Origin of the sequence: Streptomyces asiaticus, assembly GCF_018138715.1 — a bacterium.
GTDB classification, from domain to species: domain Bacteria; phylum Actinomycetota; class Actinomycetes; order Streptomycetales; family Streptomycetaceae; genus Streptomyces; species Streptomyces asiaticus.
Genome location: NZ_JAGSHX010000006.1, coordinates 4,972,017 through 4,989,963, shown reverse-complemented (window position 1 = coordinate 4,989,963; position 17,947 = coordinate 4,972,017). Strand labels below are relative to the sequence as shown.

Genomic DNA, 17,947 nt, shown 5'->3' with positions numbered 1-17,947 from the left:
GCTCGTCCTCGCCGCGATCCAGCCGTGACCTGGCCGTGACATGGCCACCACACTGACGGCCGAGGTTCACCATCCGTTAACTCACCCCCTCAGGCCGCTTCACCTGATCTGCCTACTTTCGGCCCTACTGAGCGTGAGCCGAGTACGGCTCCGGCGCACGCCACAACAAGTGCGCTCCACCCATCTCGCGCCGTCCCCCACCGGCGGCTTCTGGAAGGAACTCCTGAAAGTGAAGCTTCAGCGCAAGAACCGGCTTCGCGCCATCGCCGCCGGTGCCCTCGCTGTCTCCGGCGCCCTTGTCCTCACGGCGTGCGGTTCCGACGACAACAGCGGTGGTGGCGGCGGCGACTCCAAGGCCGCCTCCAACATCAAGTGCGACGGCAAGGGGCAGCTGCTGGCCTCCGGCTCCTCCGCGCAGAAGAACGCCATGGACCTGTGGATCAAGACCTACGGGGAGGCGTGCAAGGACACCAAGCTCAACTACAAGGCCACCGGCTCGGGCGCGGGCATCCAGGAGTTCTTGCAGGGCAAGACCGCCTTCGCGGGTTCCGACTCGGCGCTGAAGCCCGAAGAGGTCAAGTCCTCGGAGAAGGTCTGCAAGGGCGGCAAGGCCATTGACCTGCCGATGGTCGGCGGCCCGATCGCCGTCGGCTTCAACGTGCCCGGCGTGGACAAGCTGACGCTGAACGCCGAGGTCCTCGCCAAGATCTTCAACTCCGAGATCAAGAAGTGGGACGACCCCGCGATCAAGGCGCTGAACAAGGACGCCAAGCTTCCGAGCCTCAAGATCCAGGCGTTCCACCGCTCCGACGAGTCGGGCACCACGGACAACTTCACCAAGTACCTCAAGGCCGCCGCGCCCAAGGCGTGGCCGCATGAGCCCGGCAAGGCGTGGGAGGGCAAGGGCGGCCAGTCGGCCGACGGCTCCTCCGGTGTCTCCTCGCAGGTCAAGCAGGTCTCCGGCTCGATCTCGTACTTCGAGCTCTCCTACGCGACCGCGAACAGCATCAAGACCGTCGACCTGAACACCGGCGCCTCCGCCCCGGTCCAGGCCACCGTCGAGAACGCCTCCAAGGCCATCTCCGAGGCCAAGGTCAAGGGCACCGGCAAGGACCTGGCCCTGGACCTGGCCTACGACACCAAGGCCGACGGCGCCTACCCGATCACCCTGGTCACCTACGAGATCGCCTGCGACAAGGGCAACAAGGCGAGCACCCTCCCCGCGACCAAGTCCTTCCTGAACTACGTCGCCAGCGAGGACGGCCAGACCTCGCTGAAGGAGCTGGGCTACGCCCCGCTGCCGACCGAGATCGCCAACAAGGTCCGCGAGAGCGTCAAGAGCCTCTCCTGACCCGAGTGCGGCTGACTCCGCCGTGGCGATCGCCACGGCGGAGTCAGCCGCATCGTCCGGTGCACCGCCGCACCAGGAGCCTCATCCGCAACAGGCTCCGCAGACCGGAGAACTCATGAAAACGGATATAGAACCCACATCATCAGCCGCAGAGTCGCCGCCAAAGGTCAGGACCCGCTCCACCGGCCGCGCCGGTGACAAGATCTTCCTCGGTCTCTCCCGGGGCTCCGGTATCGCTCTCCTGGTGATCATGGCGGCCATCGCGGCCTTCCTCACCTACCGCGCCGCCATCGCGATCTCCAAGGACGAGGCCAACTTCCTCACCTACTTCGAGTGGAACACCGGCTCCTCGCCGATGCGGTTCGGCATCGCCGTCCTCGCCTACGGCACGGTGGTCAGCTCGATCATCGCCATGGTCATCGCGGTCCCGATCGCGGTGGGCATCGCGCTGTTCATCTCGCACTACGCCCCGCGCCGGCTGGCCACCCCGGTCGCCTATGTGATCGACCTGCTCGCCGCGGTCCCCAGCATCGTCTACGGCCTGTGGGGCGCGCTCTTCCTCGTGCCGCATCTGACCGGGCTGTACACCTGGTTCGACGACTACCTGGGCTGGACCGGCATCCTCAGCTACCAGGGCGGCGCCGCGCGCTCCCTGTTCACCGTCGGCATCCTGCTGGCGATCATGATCCTGCCGATCGTCACCAGCGTGAGCCGCGAGGTGTTCCGGCAGGTCCCGAAGATGCACGAGGAGGCGGCGCTGGCGCTCGGCGCCACCCGCTGGGAGGTCATCCGGATGGCCGTCCTCCCGTTCGGCCGCTCCGGCATCATCAGCGCCTCGATGCTGGGTCTGGGCCGTGCGCTGGGCGAGACCATGGCGGTCGCCACCGTGCTGTCCCCCAACTTCCTGATCGAGACCAGCCTGCTGGACCCGGGCGGCGGCACCTTCGCCCAGAACATCGCCAGCCGCTTCAAGGAGGCCGGCAACGACGGCCGTGACGCGCTGATCGCCTCCGGTCTGGTGCTGTTCGTCATCACCCTGCTGGTCAACGGCGCCGCGCGAATGATCATCGCCCGCCGCAAGGAGTACTCGGGGACCGCGGCATGAGCGACGCACGCGCGGCCGCCAGGCCGCAGACGATGACGAAAGCCGCACCTCTGCGCCGGGTGGGCGACAGTCACATCAGCTGCTGGCGCAGCGGAGCGAATGTAAGGGGCACGGCATGAGCACTGTCGCTGACAAGAACGCCGCGCGCCACGGCTCGAGCCTCCAGCAGGCCCGGCTGCCCGGATGGGCCCCGTACGCCCTGGTCGTGGTCTCGCTGGCCCTGGGAGCTGGCCTCGGTACCGCCCTCGGCATGGGCAACCCGTTCCAGATGGGCCTGCTCGCCGCCCTGGTCTTCATCATCGCCTCGTACGCCGCCGGCGCCGTGGTCGAGGGCAGCCGACAGGCCAGGAACCGGCTGGCCACCAGCCTGGTCTGGGTCTGCTTCCTGCTCGCCGTCGTCCCGCTGCTCTCCCTGATCTGGGAGACCATCGACCGGGGCCGGACCGTGCTCGACGGCTACTTCCTGGCCCACTCCATGGAGGGCGTGCAGACGATCCTGCCCGGCGGTGGCGCGTACCACGCGATCATCGGCACCCTGGAGCAGGTCGGCCTCGCCGCGCTGATCGCCGTGCCGATCGGCCTGCTGACCGCCATCTACCTGGTGGAGTACGGCCGCGGCCGGCTCGCCAAGGCCGTCACCTTCTTCGTCGACGTGATGACGGGCATCCCCTCGATCGTCGCCGGTCTGTTCATCCTCAGCTTCTGGATCATCATTCTCGGCTTCAGCTACTCGGGCTTCGCCGGCGCCATGGCGCTGGCCATCCTGATGATGCCGATCGTCGTCCGCTCGACCGAGGAAATGCTCAAGCTGGTCCCGGACGAGCTGCGTGAGGCGTCCCTCGCGCTCGGCGTGCCCAAGTGGCGCACCATCCTCAAGGTGGTGCTGCCCACCGCGATCGGCGGGATCACCACGGGTGTGATGCTCGCGGTCGCCCGTATCGCCGGTGAGTCCGCGCCCATCGTGCTGCTGGTCTTCGGTGCCACGGGGATCAACAACAACCCGTTCGAAGGCGCCCAGTCGTCGCTGCCCTACTACATCTACGAGCAGTGGCAGCTCGGCAACGAGGCCTCCTTCAACCGGGCCTGGGCAGCGGCGCTCGTGCTCATCGCCTTCGTCATGATCCTGAACCTGGTGGCCCGCGGCATCGCCCGCTGGAAGGCCCCGAAGTCCGGCCGCTGAGGCCAAGAAGAAGAGAAGTGATTCACATGGCCAAGCGAATCGACGTCAGCGGGCTCACCGCCTACTACGGCAGCCACAAGGCCATCGAGGACATCTCGATGACCGTCGAGCCCCGCTCGGTGACCGCCTTCATCGGCCCGTCGGGCTGCGGCAAGTCCACCTTCCTGCGCACCCTCAACCGGATGCACGAGGTCACCCCCGGCGGCCGGGTCGAGGGCAAGGTGATGCTCGACGACGAGAATCTCTACGGCTCGGGGGTGGACCCGGTCTCCGTGCGGCGCACGGTCGGCATGGTCTTCCAGCGCCCCAACCCGTTCCCGACGATGTCCATCTTCGAGAACGTGGCCGCCGGACTGAAGCTCAACGGCTCGTACAAGAAGAGCGAGCTCGAAAACGTCGTCGAGAAGTCCCTCAAGGGCGCCAACCTGTGGAACGAGGTCAAGGACCGGCTCAACAAGCCGGGCGCCGGGCTCTCCGGCGGTCAGCAGCAGCGGCTGTGCATCGCCCGCGCCATCGCGGTCGAGCCCGATGTGCTGCTGATGGACGAGCCCTGCTCGGCGCTCGACCCGATCTCCACGCTCGCCATCGAGGACCTGATCGGTGAGCTCAAGGAGCGCTTCACGATCGTCATCGTGACGCACAACATGCAGCAGGCGGCGCGCGTCTCGGACCGTACGGCCTTCTTCAACCTGGCCGGTGTCGGCCAGCCGGGCAAGCTCATCGAGATCGACGAGACCGAGCGGATCTTCTCCAACCCGTCGGTGCAGGCGACCGAGGACTACATCTCCGGCCGCTTCGGCTGACCCAAGCCCCTCGCACGACCGGCGAGGACAGAACGTCCTGCGGTGCTGCATGGCGGTGCCACCGCAAGACGAAGGGCCCGCCCCTGGCTCCCGGGGGCGGGCCCACTTTCATGGGTCCGGTCTTGTTGTGCGGCGGTCAGGCTTGTGCGCCGGTCAGCTCGTGCGGCGGTCAGCCGAAGGCCAGGTTGACGATCCAGTAGCTGAGCGCGGCGACTCCGGCCGCCGCGGGCATGGTGATGAACCAGCCGAGGATGATGTTCTTCGCGACCCCCCAGCGGACCGCGCTCACCCGCTTGGTCGCCCCCACACCCATGATCGCCGAGGTGATGACATGGGTGGTCGAGATGGGCGCCTGGAACATGAACGATGCCGTGTACATGACGCCTGCCGCCGTGGTCTCCGCCGCGAAGCCCTGCGGCGGGTCCAGCTCGATGATCCGCCGTCCCAGCGTGCGCATGATGCGCCAGCCGCCCGCGTAGGTGCCGAGCGACAGCATCGCGGCGCAGGAGATCTTCACCCACACCGGAATCGCGTCGCCCTCGTCCTCGACACCCCCGATGACCAGGGCCATCACCACGACACCCATGGTCTTCTGGGCGTCCTGGAGGCCGTGGCCGAGCGCCATGCCCGCCGCCGAGACGGTCTGCGCTATCCGGAAGCCGCGCTTGGCCTTGTGCGGGTTCGCGTCACGGAAGATCCAGAGGATGACCACCATCACGAAGTAGCCGAGCACCAGGCCGACGATGGGCGAGAGGACCATCGGGATGACGATCTTCTCCAGCACCCCGTCCCAGTGGACCGTGCTCGCCCCGGCGAGCGCCGCGCCGACCAGCCCGCCGAACAGCGCGTGCGAGGAGGAGGACGGCAGGCCGTAGTACCAGGTCACCATGTTCCAGGTGATCGCGCCGACCAGTCCGGCGAACAAGATCATCATGCCTTGGTCGCCGGTGGGGGTGGCGATCAGGCCCTCGCTGACGGTCTTGGCGACGCCGCTGCCGAGGAAGGCACCCGCGAGGTTCATCACGGCGGCCATCGCGAGCGCCGCCCGTGGGGTCAGCGCCCGGGTGGAGACCGAGGTCGCGATGGCGTTGGCCGAGTCGTGGAAGCCGTTGGTATAGGTGAAAAACAGCGCGACCGCGATGGTCACGACAAGCGCGAAGGTGTCCATGCCCGGGCTCAGGACTCCTTGACGGCGATGGTCTCGACCGTGTTCGCCACGTGCTCGAAGGCGTCGGCCGCCTCCTCCAGCACATCGACGATCTGCTTGAGTTTGAGCACCTCGATGGCGTCGTACTTGCCGTTGAAGAGGTGGGCCAGGAGCTTGCGGTGGATCTGGTCCGCCTGGTTCTCCAGCCGGTTGACCTCGATCCAGTACTCCGTGAGGTTGGTCATGGTGCGCAGATTCGGCATCGCCTCGGCCGTCAGCTCGGCCGCCCGCGCCAGCACCTCGATCTGCTGCTCGACGCCCTTGGGCAGCTCCTCGACCTGGTAGAGGACGACCAGGTCGACGGCCTCCTCCATGAAGTCCATGATGTCGTCGAGGGACGAGGCCAGGGAGTAGATGTCCTCGCGGTCGAACGGCGTGATGAAGGAGGAGTTCAGCTGGTGGAAGATCGCGTGCGTCGCATCGTCCCCCGCGTGCTCCGCGGCCCTCATCCGCTCCGCGATCTCGGCACGAGCGGAGGAGTCCGCCCCGAGCAGTTCCATCAGGAGCTTGGAGCCGGTCACGATGTTGTCCGCGGACGCGGCGAACATGTCGTAAAAGCTCGTCTCCCTGGGGGTCAGACGAAAGCGCACTGGGGATCCTCGGATGCAGCGGATGGGGACTCGACGATGCTAGGCGCATCTTCCGGCCACGGTAACCGGCGTTCCCAGTGTCGCCCATTGGGCAGAGTGCTCAGCACGGGGGCCCGGTTCGACCGGAAAAGGCGATACCATATACCCACTGGGGGTATATGCGGACATTGCGTAATCAACGGGAGGAAGCCATGACGACCTCGGCGGCCGACACCACCGCGCCCACCGACGGCGACGAGCGCCTGGCGTCCGGGCACACCTCCGCCCAGGACTCCGTACCCCACGGCGGGCATGGATACGCCAAACAAAAGGATCAGCACCTGAAGCGGCTGCGCCGGATCGAGGGCCAGATCAGGGGATTGCAGCGGATGGTCGAGGAAGACGTCTACTGCATCGACATACTCACCCAGGTCTCGGCGAGCACCAAGGCGCTCCAGTCCTTCGCCCTCCAGCTGCTCGAGGAGCATCTGCGCCACTGTGTCGCCAGCGCGGCCGTGGAGAGCGCCGCCCAGGGCGAGGCGGAGGGCACGGGAGAGGTCGACGCCAAGGTGGCCGAGGCCACGGCGGCGATCGCCCGGCTGCTGCGGACCTGAGCGGCGGCACGGACCGCCCGCGGGTCAGCGCCGGTACGGGCCCGTTCCCCGGGCGTGGGGGCCCGTTCCCGGACGTAGGGGCCCGTTCCCGGGCGTGGACATGACCGTCGGCTCGCCTCTCGCCGGACGGGGCCGCTGGGCGCCCGCCGGCGAGGCGGCGGCATCGACGTCGCCGGGGGGGCGTCCGCTATGGGGCGTCCGGGCTCCCGGCACCGGCTTCCGGGGCGGCCTTCGCCTCCCCGGCGAGCTCCGCCTCCTCGGCGCGCTTCTTCTCCTCGGCGCGCTTCGCCCTGTCCGCGCGCTTCGCCTTCTCGGGACGCTTCCCGTCCTCGGCGGCCTTCCCGTTTCCCTTGGCGCCCGTGGTCCCCTCGGCCGAATCTGATCGGTCGGCCTGCACCCGGAGCACCTCGTCGATACGGTCCGTACTGAGCCTGTCCTCGTCCGCGCTCGACGCAGCGATCATCAAGTCACCATAGAGATCGATTTCGACGAGGGCCACGGGGTCCGGGCCCGACGAGCCGCGACGCGCAACCACGTGTTTCACCTCCTCCAGCGAGCACCTGCGAGCACTTTCGAGCAGCGGCTTCCCAGCGTAGGGAGCGGTACACACTCCGCGCATGGCACGGATGGGCCATTTCGAAGGGCAAAGCGGACCCCTCCGACTACTTCTGAGGTGATCCGACCTTTCCTGTGTAGATATCCGTGGGCTTGGGGAGCTCAACCTCGGCGGGGGTTCCGAAGTCGTAAAGCTCCGTGGTGGAGGCGACCCCCAGTTCGCCGCGCCGCCGCCCGGCGGCGTCCGGGCGCTCCGCCGCCTCCCGGCCGTCGGCCCGGCTGGTCACCGTGAACCGGTGGCGTACCTCGCGCAGCCGGCCGAGCCCGTCGAGATACGCGTCGAAGCGCACCGTGCTCTCGTCGAACCCCCTGGCCGCGGCCACCAGCGATCCCCGCGCGCCCTCCGAGGCGGCCCGCGCCGCCCGACCGATGTCGGTGGTGCCGCGGTAGTGGCGCACCAGGTTCCCGCCGAGCCCCTCCTCGCCGACCAGACTGGCCTCCCGCACCCCGCGCAGCAGCTCGGCGGCGGTCAGTGGATCCGTGGCCCCGCCGGTGACCAGATTCCCGTCGGGAATGTCCGTGGTATCCACTCGCACCCATTTGTCGCGGGGAATGCCCGCACCGCGATTGCGCATGAAAAGCGCCCCGGAGGTCAGGAGTTCGGTGATCGGCGCATGCTCGGCGGCTCCCATCGCGTCCCTCGGCAGCAGCAGCCGCAGCCGTCCCAGCCGCTTCTCGAAGTCGTACGCGCCGGCGCCCCTGATGGACACGCGAGTGCCGCCCGTCGCCGTCTCCATGGTCGTACGGACCCGTGAGCTGCCCGTCTTGACCAGCACATCCGCGGCCCGGTGCAGGGCCGTGACCGCGCTCTCGCGCGCGGTGCCGCCCGGTCGTTCATCGGCCGCCGTCTCGGTGGTGCAGCCGCTCACGGTCGCCAGCGACACGGCCAGCAGACCACCCGACACGACCCCGGTGACCGCCCTCACCCGTCTCCGTACGCCGAGTCCGCGCTGCTGGAACACCATCGACCGCCGACCCCCTGGCCACGCTCGTCCCGCTTGGTACTTGTTCGTTTAACGATCCACACCGGTGGCTCGTCACGGCCCGGTAGCGTGGTCATGTGCTCGACTCAGGCGACATAGGCCCCGGCCAGAACCGCACCACCACCGTGGAACGGGGCTCCTTCTCCATCGCCCGCTGCACCTGCGGCTGGTCCGGTCCGGCCCGTCGCGCCAGAGCCCTCGCCCGCGATGACGCGGCGGACCATGCGACGAGCCGTCACTCCCGGTCCGGCACAAGCGATTCATCCAACTCGTCCGATGAGTGACGATCGGACTCGTCCGATTGGCGTGGGTTGTCCGTCCCCCGACAACTCTTCGGCCAGGAGCGGAACCACACCCCCCGGTCGGCCCCTCTGACCAAAAGACCGGGCCGGTCTCGCGATGGCCCGGTCGACGGTCGGGAGCAGCGTCGACAGGGAGGGGACACCGCCATGAACCGGCGGACACTGCTGGCAGCGGGGACGGGGCTGGCGGCCACCGCCACAGGGGTCACCGCGTGCAACGATGACGCGAGGAAGGCCGACGGTGACACGAGCCCGGTCGGCTCCTCCTCCTCGGCGCCGGACGCCCGTTCGGCCTCGGCGAGCGGCAGTCGCCGCGCCGTCGACGGCAAGCCGAAGTCCGCGGACTGGAGCGCGCTCGGCAAGGACCTCCAGGGCGACCTGGTGCGCCCCGGGGACTCCGACTACACCTCGGCCAGCCGGCTCTACAACACCCGCTTCGACCATCTCCGCCCGGCCGCCGTCGCCTACACGGAGAACACCTCGGACATATCCGCCTGTCTGGACTTCGCCCGGCGCCATGGCGCCCCTGTCGCGATCCGCAACGGCGGTCACTCCTACGCCGGCTGGTCGAGCGGCGACGGCCGCCTCGTCATCGACGTCTCCGCGCTCTCCTCGATCCGTACGACCTCCGGTGAGGCACGGATCGGCGCCGGGGCCAAGCTCATCGACGTCTACACGACGCTGGGCGCTCGCGGGGTCACCGTCCCCGGCGGCTCCTGCCCGAGCGTCGGCATATCCGGACTGACCCTCGGCGGCGGCCACGGTGTGGTCTCCCGGGCGTACGGGCTGACCGCCGACAGCCTTACGGGTGCCACCATCGTCACCGCGGACGGCAAGGCCCTGGAGGTCTCCAAGAGCCGCGAGGCCGAGCTGTTCTGGGCGCTGCGCGGCGCGGGCAACGGCAACTTCGGCGTCGTCACCGAACTGCGGTTCCGTACGCATGACGCGGCCGACGGCGTGACCTGCTACATGTCATGGCCATGGTCCAAGGCCGCGAAGGTGCTGAGCGCCTGGCAGAAGTGGGGCCCGGACCAGCCGGACGAGATCTGGTCGGCGCTGCATCTGTCGGCCGCCCCCGGACGCACCCCCACCGTCTCCATCAGCTGCTTCTCGCTCGGCACCTACGGCGCGCTACAGAACGCGGTGGACAAGCTCGCCGACGGGCCGGGCGGCCCCGGCCCCGCCTCGCAGGTCAGCCTGCGCCGCCGCGGCTACGTGGACGCCATGCGGATGTACGCGGGCTGCGGCGACACCTCCACGGCCAACTGCCATCTGCCGGGTGACAAGCCCGGCCGCAGCACCTCCGGGGTGCTGAACCGCGAGACCTACGCGGCGCGCTCGGACTTCTTCGACCGCTCGCTGAGCCAGGCGGGCATCCGGGCCATGCTGGACCAGCTGGAGCGCTACGGGCGGCGCACCGGCGGCGGGGGCGCGGTCAGCATCGCGCTCACCGCGCTCGGCGGGGCGGTCAACCGGGTCTCGCCCACGGCCACGTCCTTCGTCCACCGCCGCTCGCGGTTCCTCGCGCAGTACACCGCGTCCTGGGCGGCCGGCGGCTCGGGCACCGCGGGCAACGCCTGGCTGGACGGCGCCCATAAGGCGATGCGGCGGTACGCCTCCGGGGCGGCGTACCAGAACTACACGGACGCGTCGCTGAAGGACTGGCGCTCGGCCTACTACGGCTCGGCCGCCGACAAGCTGACGCGGGTGAAGAAGCGTTACGACCCGGACCGGCTCTTCGACTTCCCGCAGGCGCTGTGACGTCCCCGGCCGGGGACTTGCGGGACCTCGGAGGTTCAGCGGCGACTGGTCCATCGCATCCCCTGAGCTGGGGTGTTGCGACCACCACTAGAACTTAAGAGCCGCCGGGCCTTCTTCGTATCCGTGTTCGTGGCGTCCGTAAGGGTGCCGCTAGGCCGCCAGGTCCTTGTTCCCGTGGTCGCCGCCCACCGAGCGGGACTCGGCGAGCTCCGCGCGTGCCTCGTCCGCGTCCTGGTCGGCGGCGGCGGGCTCGGCCCGTACCAGCCGGCCGACGCGCGAACCCGCGACGGCCGTGGTCAGCGGGGTCAGCAGCATCATCGCGAGCGGCGCCAGCAGCAGCGTGACCGCCGTCCCAAGGGCGAACCCGCCGATGACATCGGTCGGGTAGTGGACGCCCATATAGACGCGGCAGAACCCTTCCAGCAGCGCGAGCCCTATGGCGGCGACCCCATAGGCGCGGTGGGCCATGAAGACGCCGACGGCGACCGCCATGGCCAGCGTCGCGTGGTCGCTGACGAACGAGAAGTCGGTCTTGCCCGCCACCAGGACGTCGAGCCCCTGATGGTCCTTGAAGGGTCTGGGCCGCTCGACAAAGCCGCGGATGGGGATGTTGGCAACCAGCGCCAGCCCGGCGGCCAGCGGGGCCCACATCAGCCCGGCGACGGCGGACGGCGCCTCCTGCGGACGCTTGCGGACGCTCCACCAGGCGGCCAGGGTCACCAGGACGAGCCCGATGATGATCCCGTACTCGCCGACGAACTCCATGACGCGGTCGAACCAGTGCGGGGCGTCCTTCGCCAGCCCGTTGATGTCGTAGAGAAGGCTGACATCGGGGTTCGACCCGTCCAGTGCGAGTCCAGCCATATGCCGTGGCCCCTTATCTCTTGCCTGTCACTACGTGCAGCTGCCAACCCCCCGTAATGCCTTGCGAGCCGTGGCAACGCGACCGGCGCCGGAGAATCCGCCGTCGATCCACGCTGATCCACGCCTCGATCCACCTCCAGGGAACGCCCTCTTCTCGCCAGGGGTTCCGTACTCCACCCAACGATCACCGGGACGTTATCGAAGGGTGACCGATCGTCGCAGCTCAGGGGGAATCCTTACGCGGGGTTCGCCCGCGGCAGCGCTTTCGCGCCATCCTGAGTCACCCGCGTAGCACCGATGTAGTCCGGCGAGTCGATCTTGTCAAAACGGATCACCGCACCGGTGTAGGGCGCGTTGATCATGTAGCCACCGCCCACATAGATCCCCACGTGATGGATCGATCTCGGGTCGTCGAGGTCGTAGGCGAAGAAGACCAGATCGCCTGGGAGCAGCTCGCTCCGCTTGGGGTGCGGTCCGGCGTTCCACTGGTCGTTGGCGACGCGCGGCAGATCGATGCCGACCGTCTTGTACGCCGCCTTCGTCAGCCCCGAGCAGTCGAACCGCCCGCCCTCCTCCGGCGTGCCGTTCCCGCCCCAGAGATAGGGCTTGCCGAGCTGCTTCTGCGCGAAGTAGATCGCCCCGGCCGACTGCTGGGAGGGCTGGACCTTCTGGATCGGCGCCTCGAAGCTCTTGGCGAGGGTGGTGATGGTCTTCACGTAGTTCTGGGTCTCGCGGTAAGGAGGCACCCCGCCGTACTTGATCACGGCATAGGCGCCCGCGTTGTACGAGGCCAGCATGTTGTGCGTCTGATCGCCCGGCACATCCTTGACGTACTTGGCGAGCGAGCAGTCGTAGGCGGCCGCCGACGGGATCGCGTCCTGCGGGTCCCAGATGTCCTTGACGCCGTCCTTGTTGCCGTCGACCCCGTGCGAGGCCCAGGTGGCGGGGATGAACTGCGCTATCCCCTTGGCGTTGGCCGGGCTCTGCGCCTTCGCGTTCCAGCCGCTCTCCTGGTAGAGCTGCGCGGCGAGGAGCGCGGGGTTGATGGCCGGGCAGGAGTTCCCGTACCGCTGGATGAGCGGTTCGTACGTGGCGGGAACGGCGCCCTTGGCCAGCCCGACGGCCTTACCGCCGGCACCGCCGACGAGGTCCGCCGCGACCATGTAGGTACCGACGACGAGCAGCGCGACGAAGGAAAAGGAGACTCCGAGACCGACACTGACACCCAGCCAGACCTTACGCACCCGGCCATCCTCCCCCATTCACGCGCCATGCGAACGCGTTTCCGCTCGCACGGCGAAAATCAGCCGCTCCCCAGCCGAAACCATGCGGCGGCCGCCGACGCGCGCCCCCTTGTGCGCCGCCGGACCCGCCCCGCACGCCTCACCGCCCCTCCTCGGCCGCCTCTCGCGGGGGCGCGGAACGCGTAGAGTCCAGCCGTCCGAGCACCACGACCCTGGGGACCGCAGATGACACGGCTCGACCGGCAAGAGCTCGACTGGCAGCGGGCCGCACCCGCCGACCTCCCGGAGGGCGCCGCCTACCTCGAGGTGGCCGTGGGCCCCGACGACCAGATCCTGATGCGCGAGAGCAACGACCCGGAGACCGTCGTCGTCACGACCCGGGCCAAGTGGGACGCGTTCATCAAGGGCGTCAAGGCGGGCGAGTTCGACGACTTCGCGGACCTCACGGAGGACGACGTCGCGGACCTAACGAAGGACGACGTCGCGGACCCCACGGAGACGGACGAGCCCGCGGGGCAGTGAGGAGATGCGGGAGGCGGGGCAGTGAGGGGGCACAGGAGGGCGGGGCGCTGAGCGCAAGCGCACTGATGCCCCTGCACTGATGCCCCTCCACCAAGGGGCCTACCCGTCAGCCCCTCACGGATCGTTGCCCGACGCCCACCCGCGTGATACACAGAGTGACCATACGACACTCCATTGACATGCCTCACACAGCCGCTGGACGGGCGTGTCCCACAACACGCACGAGATCCGCCAAGAAATGCCGCCAAGTCGACATGCGGAAGCGGATTCATCAGCGAAGATAGAGGCTGACCCACGCCATGCCGGCGAAGAGACACAACAACCCACAAGGGGCGGTGAGTTCATCATGTTCCTAGCGGCCGAAAAGGGCGACATCAACACCATCATCGGCGGAATCGCCCCAGACTGGGGTCCGTTCGGCAGCCTGGGCAGCGAGGCCCGCGTCATGATCGAGGTCGTGATGGCGGTCGCACTGCTGCTGTGCTTCGGCATCGCCATCTGGGGCGCGGCCAAGCAGCGGATCGGCGCGACGGCCCTACGGGACACCTTCAGCGCGGAGCAGGGCAAGGGGCTGATCGTCGCGGGCCTGACCGGTGTGTTCATCATCGGGTCACTGGGCACGCTCTTCACGATCGTGTACGGCATGGCCATCTAGCCGCGTCTCCGCCCGCCCCCGAGCCGCCCCTCCACGCGGGGCGCACCCCCTGGCCGCAAGCCTCCGCTCCCGATTCCCCCTATCGGCCCCACACCCCGTACCCGAGGCTGCTCCCTGATGCCCGCTCCCGCTCACCACGCTGAGGTCGTGTCAGCTTGATGTCCACTCACACCAGCGCGCCCGAGCGTCAGTCCTCACCGTTACCGTCGTATGCGGGTGACGGAAGAGAGACCATGGATGACGCGGTCGGCAGAATCAGCGGGATCGGCGGTATCGGCAGGCTTGGCAGGCTCGGCACGGGTGAAGGGGCGTACGCAGGATGAGTCTCGGCGGCGACGACGGATACGGCGGTGACTACGAGGGCCATGAGGCGCGCCGCGGCCGCGGCGCGGCCCCCGAAGGTCACCTGACGCGCACCCGCCTGCCCGAGGGCGACGGCGACCCCTACGGTCCACCCCGCCGAGCCCCCGGCCGCCCCAAGCCCAGCCGCAACCTGATCACCGTGGTCGGCGTCATCGTCCTCCTCCTCGCGGCCATCGCCTTCGTCAACCGCGGCGACGGCAAGGACGGCGGTTCCAGCGGCGGCGGCGACACCGGCGGGGGCGGCACCGAAGCCCAGCCCACCGCCCCCACGGGCGAGCGCCCGGTCGACGGCAAGAACGCCACGACCGACATCGCCTCGGGCTTCGCCAAATCGGAGCAGGGCGCCCAGAGCGCGGCGGCGAACTACGCGGTGGCGTTGGGGTCTGACGGCATGTTCAAAGCAGACCGTCGCAAAGCGATCGTGAACACGATCTATGCACCTGGCGTAGCTGGTGCGCGGCTCAACGAACTCGATAAGGCGTTCTCCAACAACAAGATCCTTTCCAACGCCGGCCTCGACGCCAGTGGCGATCCTCCGGACGGCATGACCTTCGTCTCCCGCGCCAACCCGGTGGGCGCCAAGGTGGAGAAGTTCAAGGACGACGAGGCACAGATTGCCGTCTGGCACTCACAGCTCTTCGGCCTGGCAGGAGAGGGGTCCAAGAACCCGGTCGCCGAGAGCTGGTACACGGATACCTTCAAGCTGAAATGGATCAAGGGCGACTGGAAGGTAACCCAGTACACCCAGAAGAACGGCCCGGCACCTGTCGGCCGCGACCAAGCCGCTTCCTCGGCTGAGGACATGGCCAATGCCGTACAAGGGTTCGGAGGGTTCACGTATGCCCGCTAATCGCCGTCGTGCCCTCTCGATCAGCGCCGCGGTCGCATGCGTCCAGGCCACTGCTGTGCTGTTGGCAACGCGTGCCGCCGCTGCCCCTTCGCCGACCCCGAGTCCGTCCAACACCAGTGACGGCTGCGACGGCATCGGGGACGGCCAGCTCAAGGATCTCTGCAAGGGCAACGGAGGCGATTCTCCGAGCTCCGACCCCTCCAACCCCCTCGACCCCGCCGCCTCCCTCGCCCGCGGCTGCGCCGACGCCGCCTCCTGGCTCGTCGGCAAGCTCTCCAAGCTCGTCAAGGAGACGGCCACCGTCGACTTCACCAACGAGGCCTTCCTCCGCCAGTACGCCGTCGTCTTCGCCGCCTCCACCGTCCTCACCCTCATCCTCTGGCTCCTCGCCGTCGCCAAGCGCGCGATCCGCGGCGTCCCCCTCGGCGAGGCGCTCTCCGAAGCCATAGGTTTCCTCTGGCTGACGGTCCTGGCCTCCGCCTTCACCCCCCTCATCCTCTATACGGTCGTCACCGCGACCGACGCCGTCACCGACGCCATCGCCTCCGGCACCGGTGCGGACAACGACGCCTTCTTCGGCTCGTTCTCCCAAGCGCTCAAGCGGGACGAGGACATCGGCGGCGGCCCGATCATGCTCATCGTCGTCTCGCTGGTGACGATCCTCGCCGCCGGTGTCCTCTGCCTCGAGCTCGTCATCCGCGCCGCCCTCCTCTATGTGGGCGCGCTGCTCGGCACCGCCGTCTACGCGGGCCTCGTCGACAAGAACATGTGGGGCCATGTGCGCCGCTGGGCGGGGATCATGATCGCCGTGATCCTCGTCAAGCCGGTGATCATCACCGTCCTGGCCCTCGCCGGCGCGCTCTCCACCAACGGCGACAAGCCCGACGCCTTCTCGGCCGTCGTCTCCGGCCTGTCCATCATCATCCTCGCCATCTTCGCCAGCGCGATGATCTACCGCTTCGTGCCCGGCTTCGGTGATGAGATCGTCAAGGCCCGCAGCGCCAGCTCCGACCCCGCGTCCCGCCAGGCCGCCGCCGTCATCACTTCCCCCGCCGCCCTGGTGAAGCAGGGCATCAACACCCACAGCGCCCGCGGCGGAGGCGAGACCGGCGGGGGCGGCGGCGCTCCGGGGCAGGCCAAGCCCGCCAACCCCGTCTCCGGCGGTGTGGCGGCCCACTCCACCCGCACCAGCGGCGGAGGAGGTGGCGGGGGCGCCTCCCCCGCCCCCGCCAGCCGCACCGGCCACACCGGAGGCTCCGGCGGCGGCTCCGCCACGAACCGCAGCTCCGGCAACAACTCGGGAGGTGACCGGCGGTGACGATCGACGCCCAGTCGCACCCCATCGCGCCCCGTCGCACATATCTGATCGGGCGCCCCCGCCCGAACGCGATCGTCGGCAAGAACCGCGAGACCGGCGAGATCGGACTGATCATCGCTGGGGCGTTCATCGGGATGATGTGCGGGCTGCTGGTGCCGGTGCTGATGTTCCGCATCACCGCCCTGGTCGGCTTCCCGACCCTCGCCCTCGCCGCCGTGTACGTCCCGTACAACGGGCGGACGTTCTACCGCTGGTTCGAGATCAACCGCTCCTTCAAGCGCAGCATCCGTAAGGGCACCACCGCCTACCGCTCCGGCGCCGCCGAGGCCGGCACCCGCCTGGACGGCCGTGAGATCGAGGTCGGACCGCCCCCCGGCATCGGCCGGATCAACTGGCTGGCCGCCCCCTTCGGCCCCGACGAGATCGCCGTGCTCCTGCACGCCGACCGCCGCACCGTCACCGCCGCCATCGAGATCGAGGGCCCCGGTGTCGGACTGCGCGACAGCGAGGACCAGGAGGCCCTCGTCGACCGGTTCGGCACCCTGCTCAAGCACGTGGCCAACGGCGACGGCTTCGTGACCCGCCTCCAGATGCTGGCCCGCACCCTCCCCGCCGACCCCGACGCGCACGCCAAGGACGTCGAGCGGCGCGGCGACGACCAGGCCCCCAACTGGCTCAAGGACTCCTACGAGCAGTTGCAGTCCATGGTCTCCACCTCCTCCGAGCAGCACCGCGCGTATCTCGTCGCCTGTATGCACTACACCCGCGACCTGGCCGCCGAGGCCCAGGCCATCGCGCGCGCCGCCCGCCACAGCGGCGGCGGCCGACGGCTCGACAAGGACGCGGGCCTCGCCGTGGTGATGGCCCGTGAGCTGACCGACATCTGCGCCCGGCTCGCCGAGGCCGACATCCGGGTGCGCCAGCCCCTCGGGCAGGGGCGGCTGGCCTCGCTCATCCACTCCATGTACGACCCGGACCACCCCATCGACCACATCCAGGCGATGACCAAGCGGAACGCCTGGCCCGCCGAGCTGGACGCCATGGAGCCCACCTACCTCCAGGCCAAGACCCGGGAGTCGAGCACCCGTGAGCCCTGGTGCCACTCCACGGCCTGGGTGAAGGAGTGGCCCATGACGCCCGTCGGGGTCAACTTCCTCGCCCCGCTGCTCGTCCACACCCCCGATGTCATCCGTACGGTCGCCGTCTGTATGGACCTCGAGCCCACCGAGGTCGCCATCGAGCGGATGCTCACCGAGAAGACCAACGACGAGGCCGAGGCCAGCCGCGCCGCGAAGATGAACCGCACCGTGGACCCGCGCGACATCGCCGCCCACGGCCGGCTCGACCAGCGCGGCGAGGACCTCGCCAGCGGCGCCGCGGGCGTCAACCTCGTCGGCTACATCACCGTGTCCTCCCGGTCGCCGGAGGCCCTCGCGCGCGACAAGCGGACCATCCGCGCCTCGGCGGGGAAGAGCTACCTCAAGCTGGAGTGGTGCGACCGCGAGCACCACCGGGCCTTTGTGAACACGCTGCCGTTCGCGACCGGTATCCGCCGATAGAACAGACAGAGCAGACAGAGCCGATACAGCCCATAGAGCTGATAGACACGACTGGGACGACAGGGACGATAGGGGCTCCGCC

At 69.0% G+C, this 17,947-nt stretch carries 18 protein-coding genes; 12 read left to right on the top strand and 6 right to left on the bottom strand.

The annotated features are described in order from the left end of the window. The first annotated feature begins 229 nt into the window (after positions 1 to 229). The 4 genes from pstS to pstB all read left to right on the top strand — a co-directional run bounded on the left by pstS (position 230) and on the right by pstB (position 4,439). Entirely contained in the window at positions 230 to 1,351 is a 1,122-nt protein-coding gene (gene pstS, locus KHP12_RS28560; RefSeq protein WP_086885343.1) for a phosphate ABC transporter substrate-binding protein PstS, read from the top strand. A gap of 115 nt (positions 1,352 to 1,466) precedes the next feature. Then, complete coding sequence (gene pstC, locus KHP12_RS28555) at positions 1,467 to 2,456, top strand: phosphate ABC transporter permease subunit PstC (RefSeq protein WP_086885334.1); 990 nt, start codon at positions 1,467 to 1,469, stop codon at positions 2,454 to 2,456. A gap of 115 nt (positions 2,457 to 2,571) precedes the next feature. Beyond that, entirely contained in the window at positions 2,572 to 3,636 is a 1,065-nt protein-coding gene (gene pstA, locus KHP12_RS28550; protein WP_086885335.1) for a phosphate ABC transporter permease PstA, read from the top strand. Positions 3,637 to 3,662: 26 nt separating this feature from the next. After that, a complete protein-coding gene (gene pstB, locus KHP12_RS28545) occupies positions 3,663 to 4,439 on the top strand; it encodes a phosphate ABC transporter ATP-binding protein PstB (protein ID WP_037954973.1) in 777 nt (258 codons plus the stop codon). Between the two features lie 169 nt (positions 4,440 to 4,608). Here pstB and KHP12_RS28540 read toward each other — a convergent pair whose 3' ends face one another. Together KHP12_RS28540 and KHP12_RS28535 are read right to left on the bottom strand one after the other, a co-directional pair. Beyond that, positions 4,609 to 5,607: an inorganic phosphate transporter gene (locus KHP12_RS28540; RefSeq protein WP_086885336.1), complete on the bottom strand. Its 999-nt coding sequence runs from the start codon at positions 5,605 to 5,607 to the stop codon at positions 4,609 to 4,611. Between the two features lie 8 nt (positions 5,608 to 5,615). Continuing rightward, positions 5,616 to 6,236 carry a DUF47 domain-containing protein gene (locus KHP12_RS28535; RefSeq protein ID WP_030837909.1) on the bottom strand — a complete coding sequence of 207 codons (621 nt, stop codon included), beginning with the start codon at positions 6,234 to 6,236 and terminating at the stop codon, positions 5,616 to 5,618. 191 nt (positions 6,237 to 6,427) lie between these two features. Here KHP12_RS28535 and KHP12_RS28530 point away from each other — a divergent pair, with 191 nt between their 5' ends. After that, positions 6,428 to 6,829, top strand: coding sequence for a metal-sensitive transcriptional regulator (locus KHP12_RS28530; protein WP_107471891.1), 402 nt, complete (start codon positions 6,428 to 6,430; stop codon positions 6,827 to 6,829). 187 nt (positions 6,830 to 7,016) lie between these two features. Here the strand turns inward: KHP12_RS28530 and KHP12_RS28525 are convergent, their stop codons facing one another. Together KHP12_RS28525 and KHP12_RS28520 are read right to left on the bottom strand one after the other, a co-directional pair. Further along, positions 7,017 to 7,292, bottom strand: a complete 276-nt coding sequence (locus KHP12_RS28525; protein ID WP_211835031.1) for a hypothetical protein — start codon at positions 7,290 to 7,292, stop codon at positions 7,017 to 7,019. Positions 7,293 to 7,491: 199 nt separating this feature from the next. After that, entirely contained in the window at positions 7,492 to 8,409 is a 918-nt protein-coding gene (locus KHP12_RS28520) for an SCO4651 family lipoprotein (protein ID WP_086885338.1), read from the bottom strand. Positions 8,410 to 8,504: 95 nt separating this feature from the next. Between KHP12_RS28520 and KHP12_RS52955 the strand changes: the two genes are divergently transcribed. Together KHP12_RS52955 and KHP12_RS28515 are read left to right on the top strand one after the other, a co-directional pair. Continuing rightward, positions 8,505 to 8,711, top strand: a complete 207-nt coding sequence (locus KHP12_RS52955; RefSeq protein WP_086885339.1) for a hypothetical protein — start codon at positions 8,505 to 8,507, stop codon at positions 8,709 to 8,711. A gap of 165 nt (positions 8,712 to 8,876) precedes the next feature. Then, the gene (locus KHP12_RS28515; RefSeq protein WP_211833900.1) at positions 8,877 to 10,490 is read left to right on the top strand and encodes an FAD-binding oxidoreductase; all 1,614 of its coding nucleotides are present in this window, start codon (positions 8,877 to 8,879) and stop codon (positions 10,488 to 10,490) included. 150 nt (positions 10,491 to 10,640) lie between these two features. On the opposite strand, the gene KHP12_RS28510 is transcribed toward KHP12_RS28515, so the two are convergent. Then, positions 10,641 to 11,354 (bottom strand): phosphatase PAP2 family protein, encoded by a 714-nt coding sequence (locus tag KHP12_RS28510; protein ID WP_086885341.1) that lies wholly within the window; start codon positions 11,352 to 11,354, stop codon positions 10,641 to 10,643. A gap of 236 nt (positions 11,355 to 11,590) precedes the next feature. Continuing rightward, on the bottom strand, positions 11,591 to 12,598 hold the full coding sequence (locus KHP12_RS28505) for a bifunctional lytic transglycosylase/C40 family peptidase (protein WP_086885342.1): 1,008 nt from the start codon (positions 12,596 to 12,598) through the stop codon (positions 11,591 to 11,593). 225 nt (positions 12,599 to 12,823) lie between these two features. On the opposite strand from KHP12_RS28505, the gene KHP12_RS28500 reads away from it, so the two are divergent. The 5 genes from KHP12_RS28500 to KHP12_RS28480 all read left to right on the top strand — a co-directional run bounded on the left by KHP12_RS28500 (position 12,824) and on the right by KHP12_RS28480 (position 17,865). Next, positions 12,824 to 13,120 (top strand): DUF397 domain-containing protein, encoded by a 297-nt coding sequence (locus KHP12_RS28500; protein WP_244203326.1) that lies wholly within the window; start codon positions 12,824 to 12,826, stop codon positions 13,118 to 13,120. A gap of 346 nt (positions 13,121 to 13,466) precedes the next feature. Beyond that, positions 13,467 to 13,775 (top strand): DUF8827 family protein, encoded by a 309-nt coding sequence (locus tag KHP12_RS28495; protein WP_009716148.1) that lies wholly within the window; start codon positions 13,467 to 13,469, stop codon positions 13,773 to 13,775. A gap of 319 nt (positions 13,776 to 14,094) precedes the next feature. Then, positions 14,095 to 14,988, top strand: coding sequence for a DUF8175 domain-containg protein (locus tag KHP12_RS28490; protein WP_211833899.1), 894 nt, complete (start codon positions 14,095 to 14,097; stop codon positions 14,986 to 14,988). After that, on the top strand, positions 14,978 to 16,306 hold the full coding sequence (locus KHP12_RS28485) for a hypothetical protein (protein ID WP_211833898.1): 1,329 nt from the start codon (positions 14,978 to 14,980) through the stop codon (positions 16,304 to 16,306). Before KHP12_RS28490 ends, KHP12_RS28485 begins: the two co-directional genes overlap by 11 nt. A gap of 2 nt (positions 16,307 to 16,308) precedes the next feature. Then, positions 16,309 to 17,865: an SCO6880 family protein gene (locus KHP12_RS28480; protein ID WP_086882904.1), complete on the top strand. Its 1,557-nt coding sequence runs from the start codon at positions 16,309 to 16,311 to the stop codon at positions 17,863 to 17,865. Positions 17,866 to 17,947 lie beyond the last annotated feature (82 nt).

What these genes read in the sequence shown, in the direction of transcription:
- KHP12_RS28515 (WP_211833900.1), top strand. Translation starts at nt 8,877, where the DNA reads ATGAACCGGCGGACACTGCTGGCAGCGGGGACGGGGCTGGCGGCCACC.
- KHP12_RS28520 (WP_086885338.1), bottom strand. Translation starts at nt 8,409, where the DNA reads ATGGTGTTCCAGCAGCGCGGACTCGGCGTACGGAGACGGGTGAGGGCG.
- KHP12_RS28510 (WP_086885341.1), bottom strand. Translation starts at nt 11,354, where the DNA reads ATGGCTGGACTCGCACTGGACGGGTCGAACCCCGATGTCAGCCTTCTC.
- pstA (WP_086885335.1), top strand. Translation starts at nt 2,572, where the DNA reads ATGAGCACTGTCGCTGACAAGAACGCCGCGCGCCACGGCTCGAGCCTC.
- KHP12_RS28525 (WP_211835031.1), bottom strand. Translation starts at nt 7,292, where the DNA reads ATGATCGCTGCGTCGAGCGCGGACGAGGACAGGCTCAGTACGGACCGT.
- pstC (WP_086885334.1), top strand. Translation starts at nt 1,467, where the DNA reads ATGAAAACGGATATAGAACCCACATCATCAGCCGCAGAGTCGCCGCCA.
- KHP12_RS28540 (WP_086885336.1), bottom strand. Translation starts at nt 5,607, where the DNA reads ATGGACACCTTCGCGCTTGTCGTGACCATCGCGGTCGCGCTGTTTTTC.
- KHP12_RS28485 (WP_211833898.1), top strand. Translation starts at nt 14,978, where the DNA reads ATGCCCGCTAATCGCCGTCGTGCCCTCTCGATCAGCGCCGCGGTCGCA.
- KHP12_RS28490 (WP_211833899.1), top strand. Translation starts at nt 14,095, where the DNA reads ATGAGTCTCGGCGGCGACGACGGATACGGCGGTGACTACGAGGGCCAT.
- pstB (WP_037954973.1), top strand. Translation starts at nt 3,663, where the DNA reads ATGGCCAAGCGAATCGACGTCAGCGGGCTCACCGCCTACTACGGCAGC.
- KHP12_RS28530 (WP_107471891.1), top strand. Translation starts at nt 6,428, where the DNA reads ATGACGACCTCGGCGGCCGACACCACCGCGCCCACCGACGGCGACGAG.
- KHP12_RS28495 (WP_009716148.1), top strand. Translation starts at nt 13,467, where the DNA reads ATGTTCCTAGCGGCCGAAAAGGGCGACATCAACACCATCATCGGCGGA.
- KHP12_RS28500 (WP_244203326.1), top strand. Translation starts at nt 12,824, where the DNA reads ATGACACGGCTCGACCGGCAAGAGCTCGACTGGCAGCGGGCCGCACCC.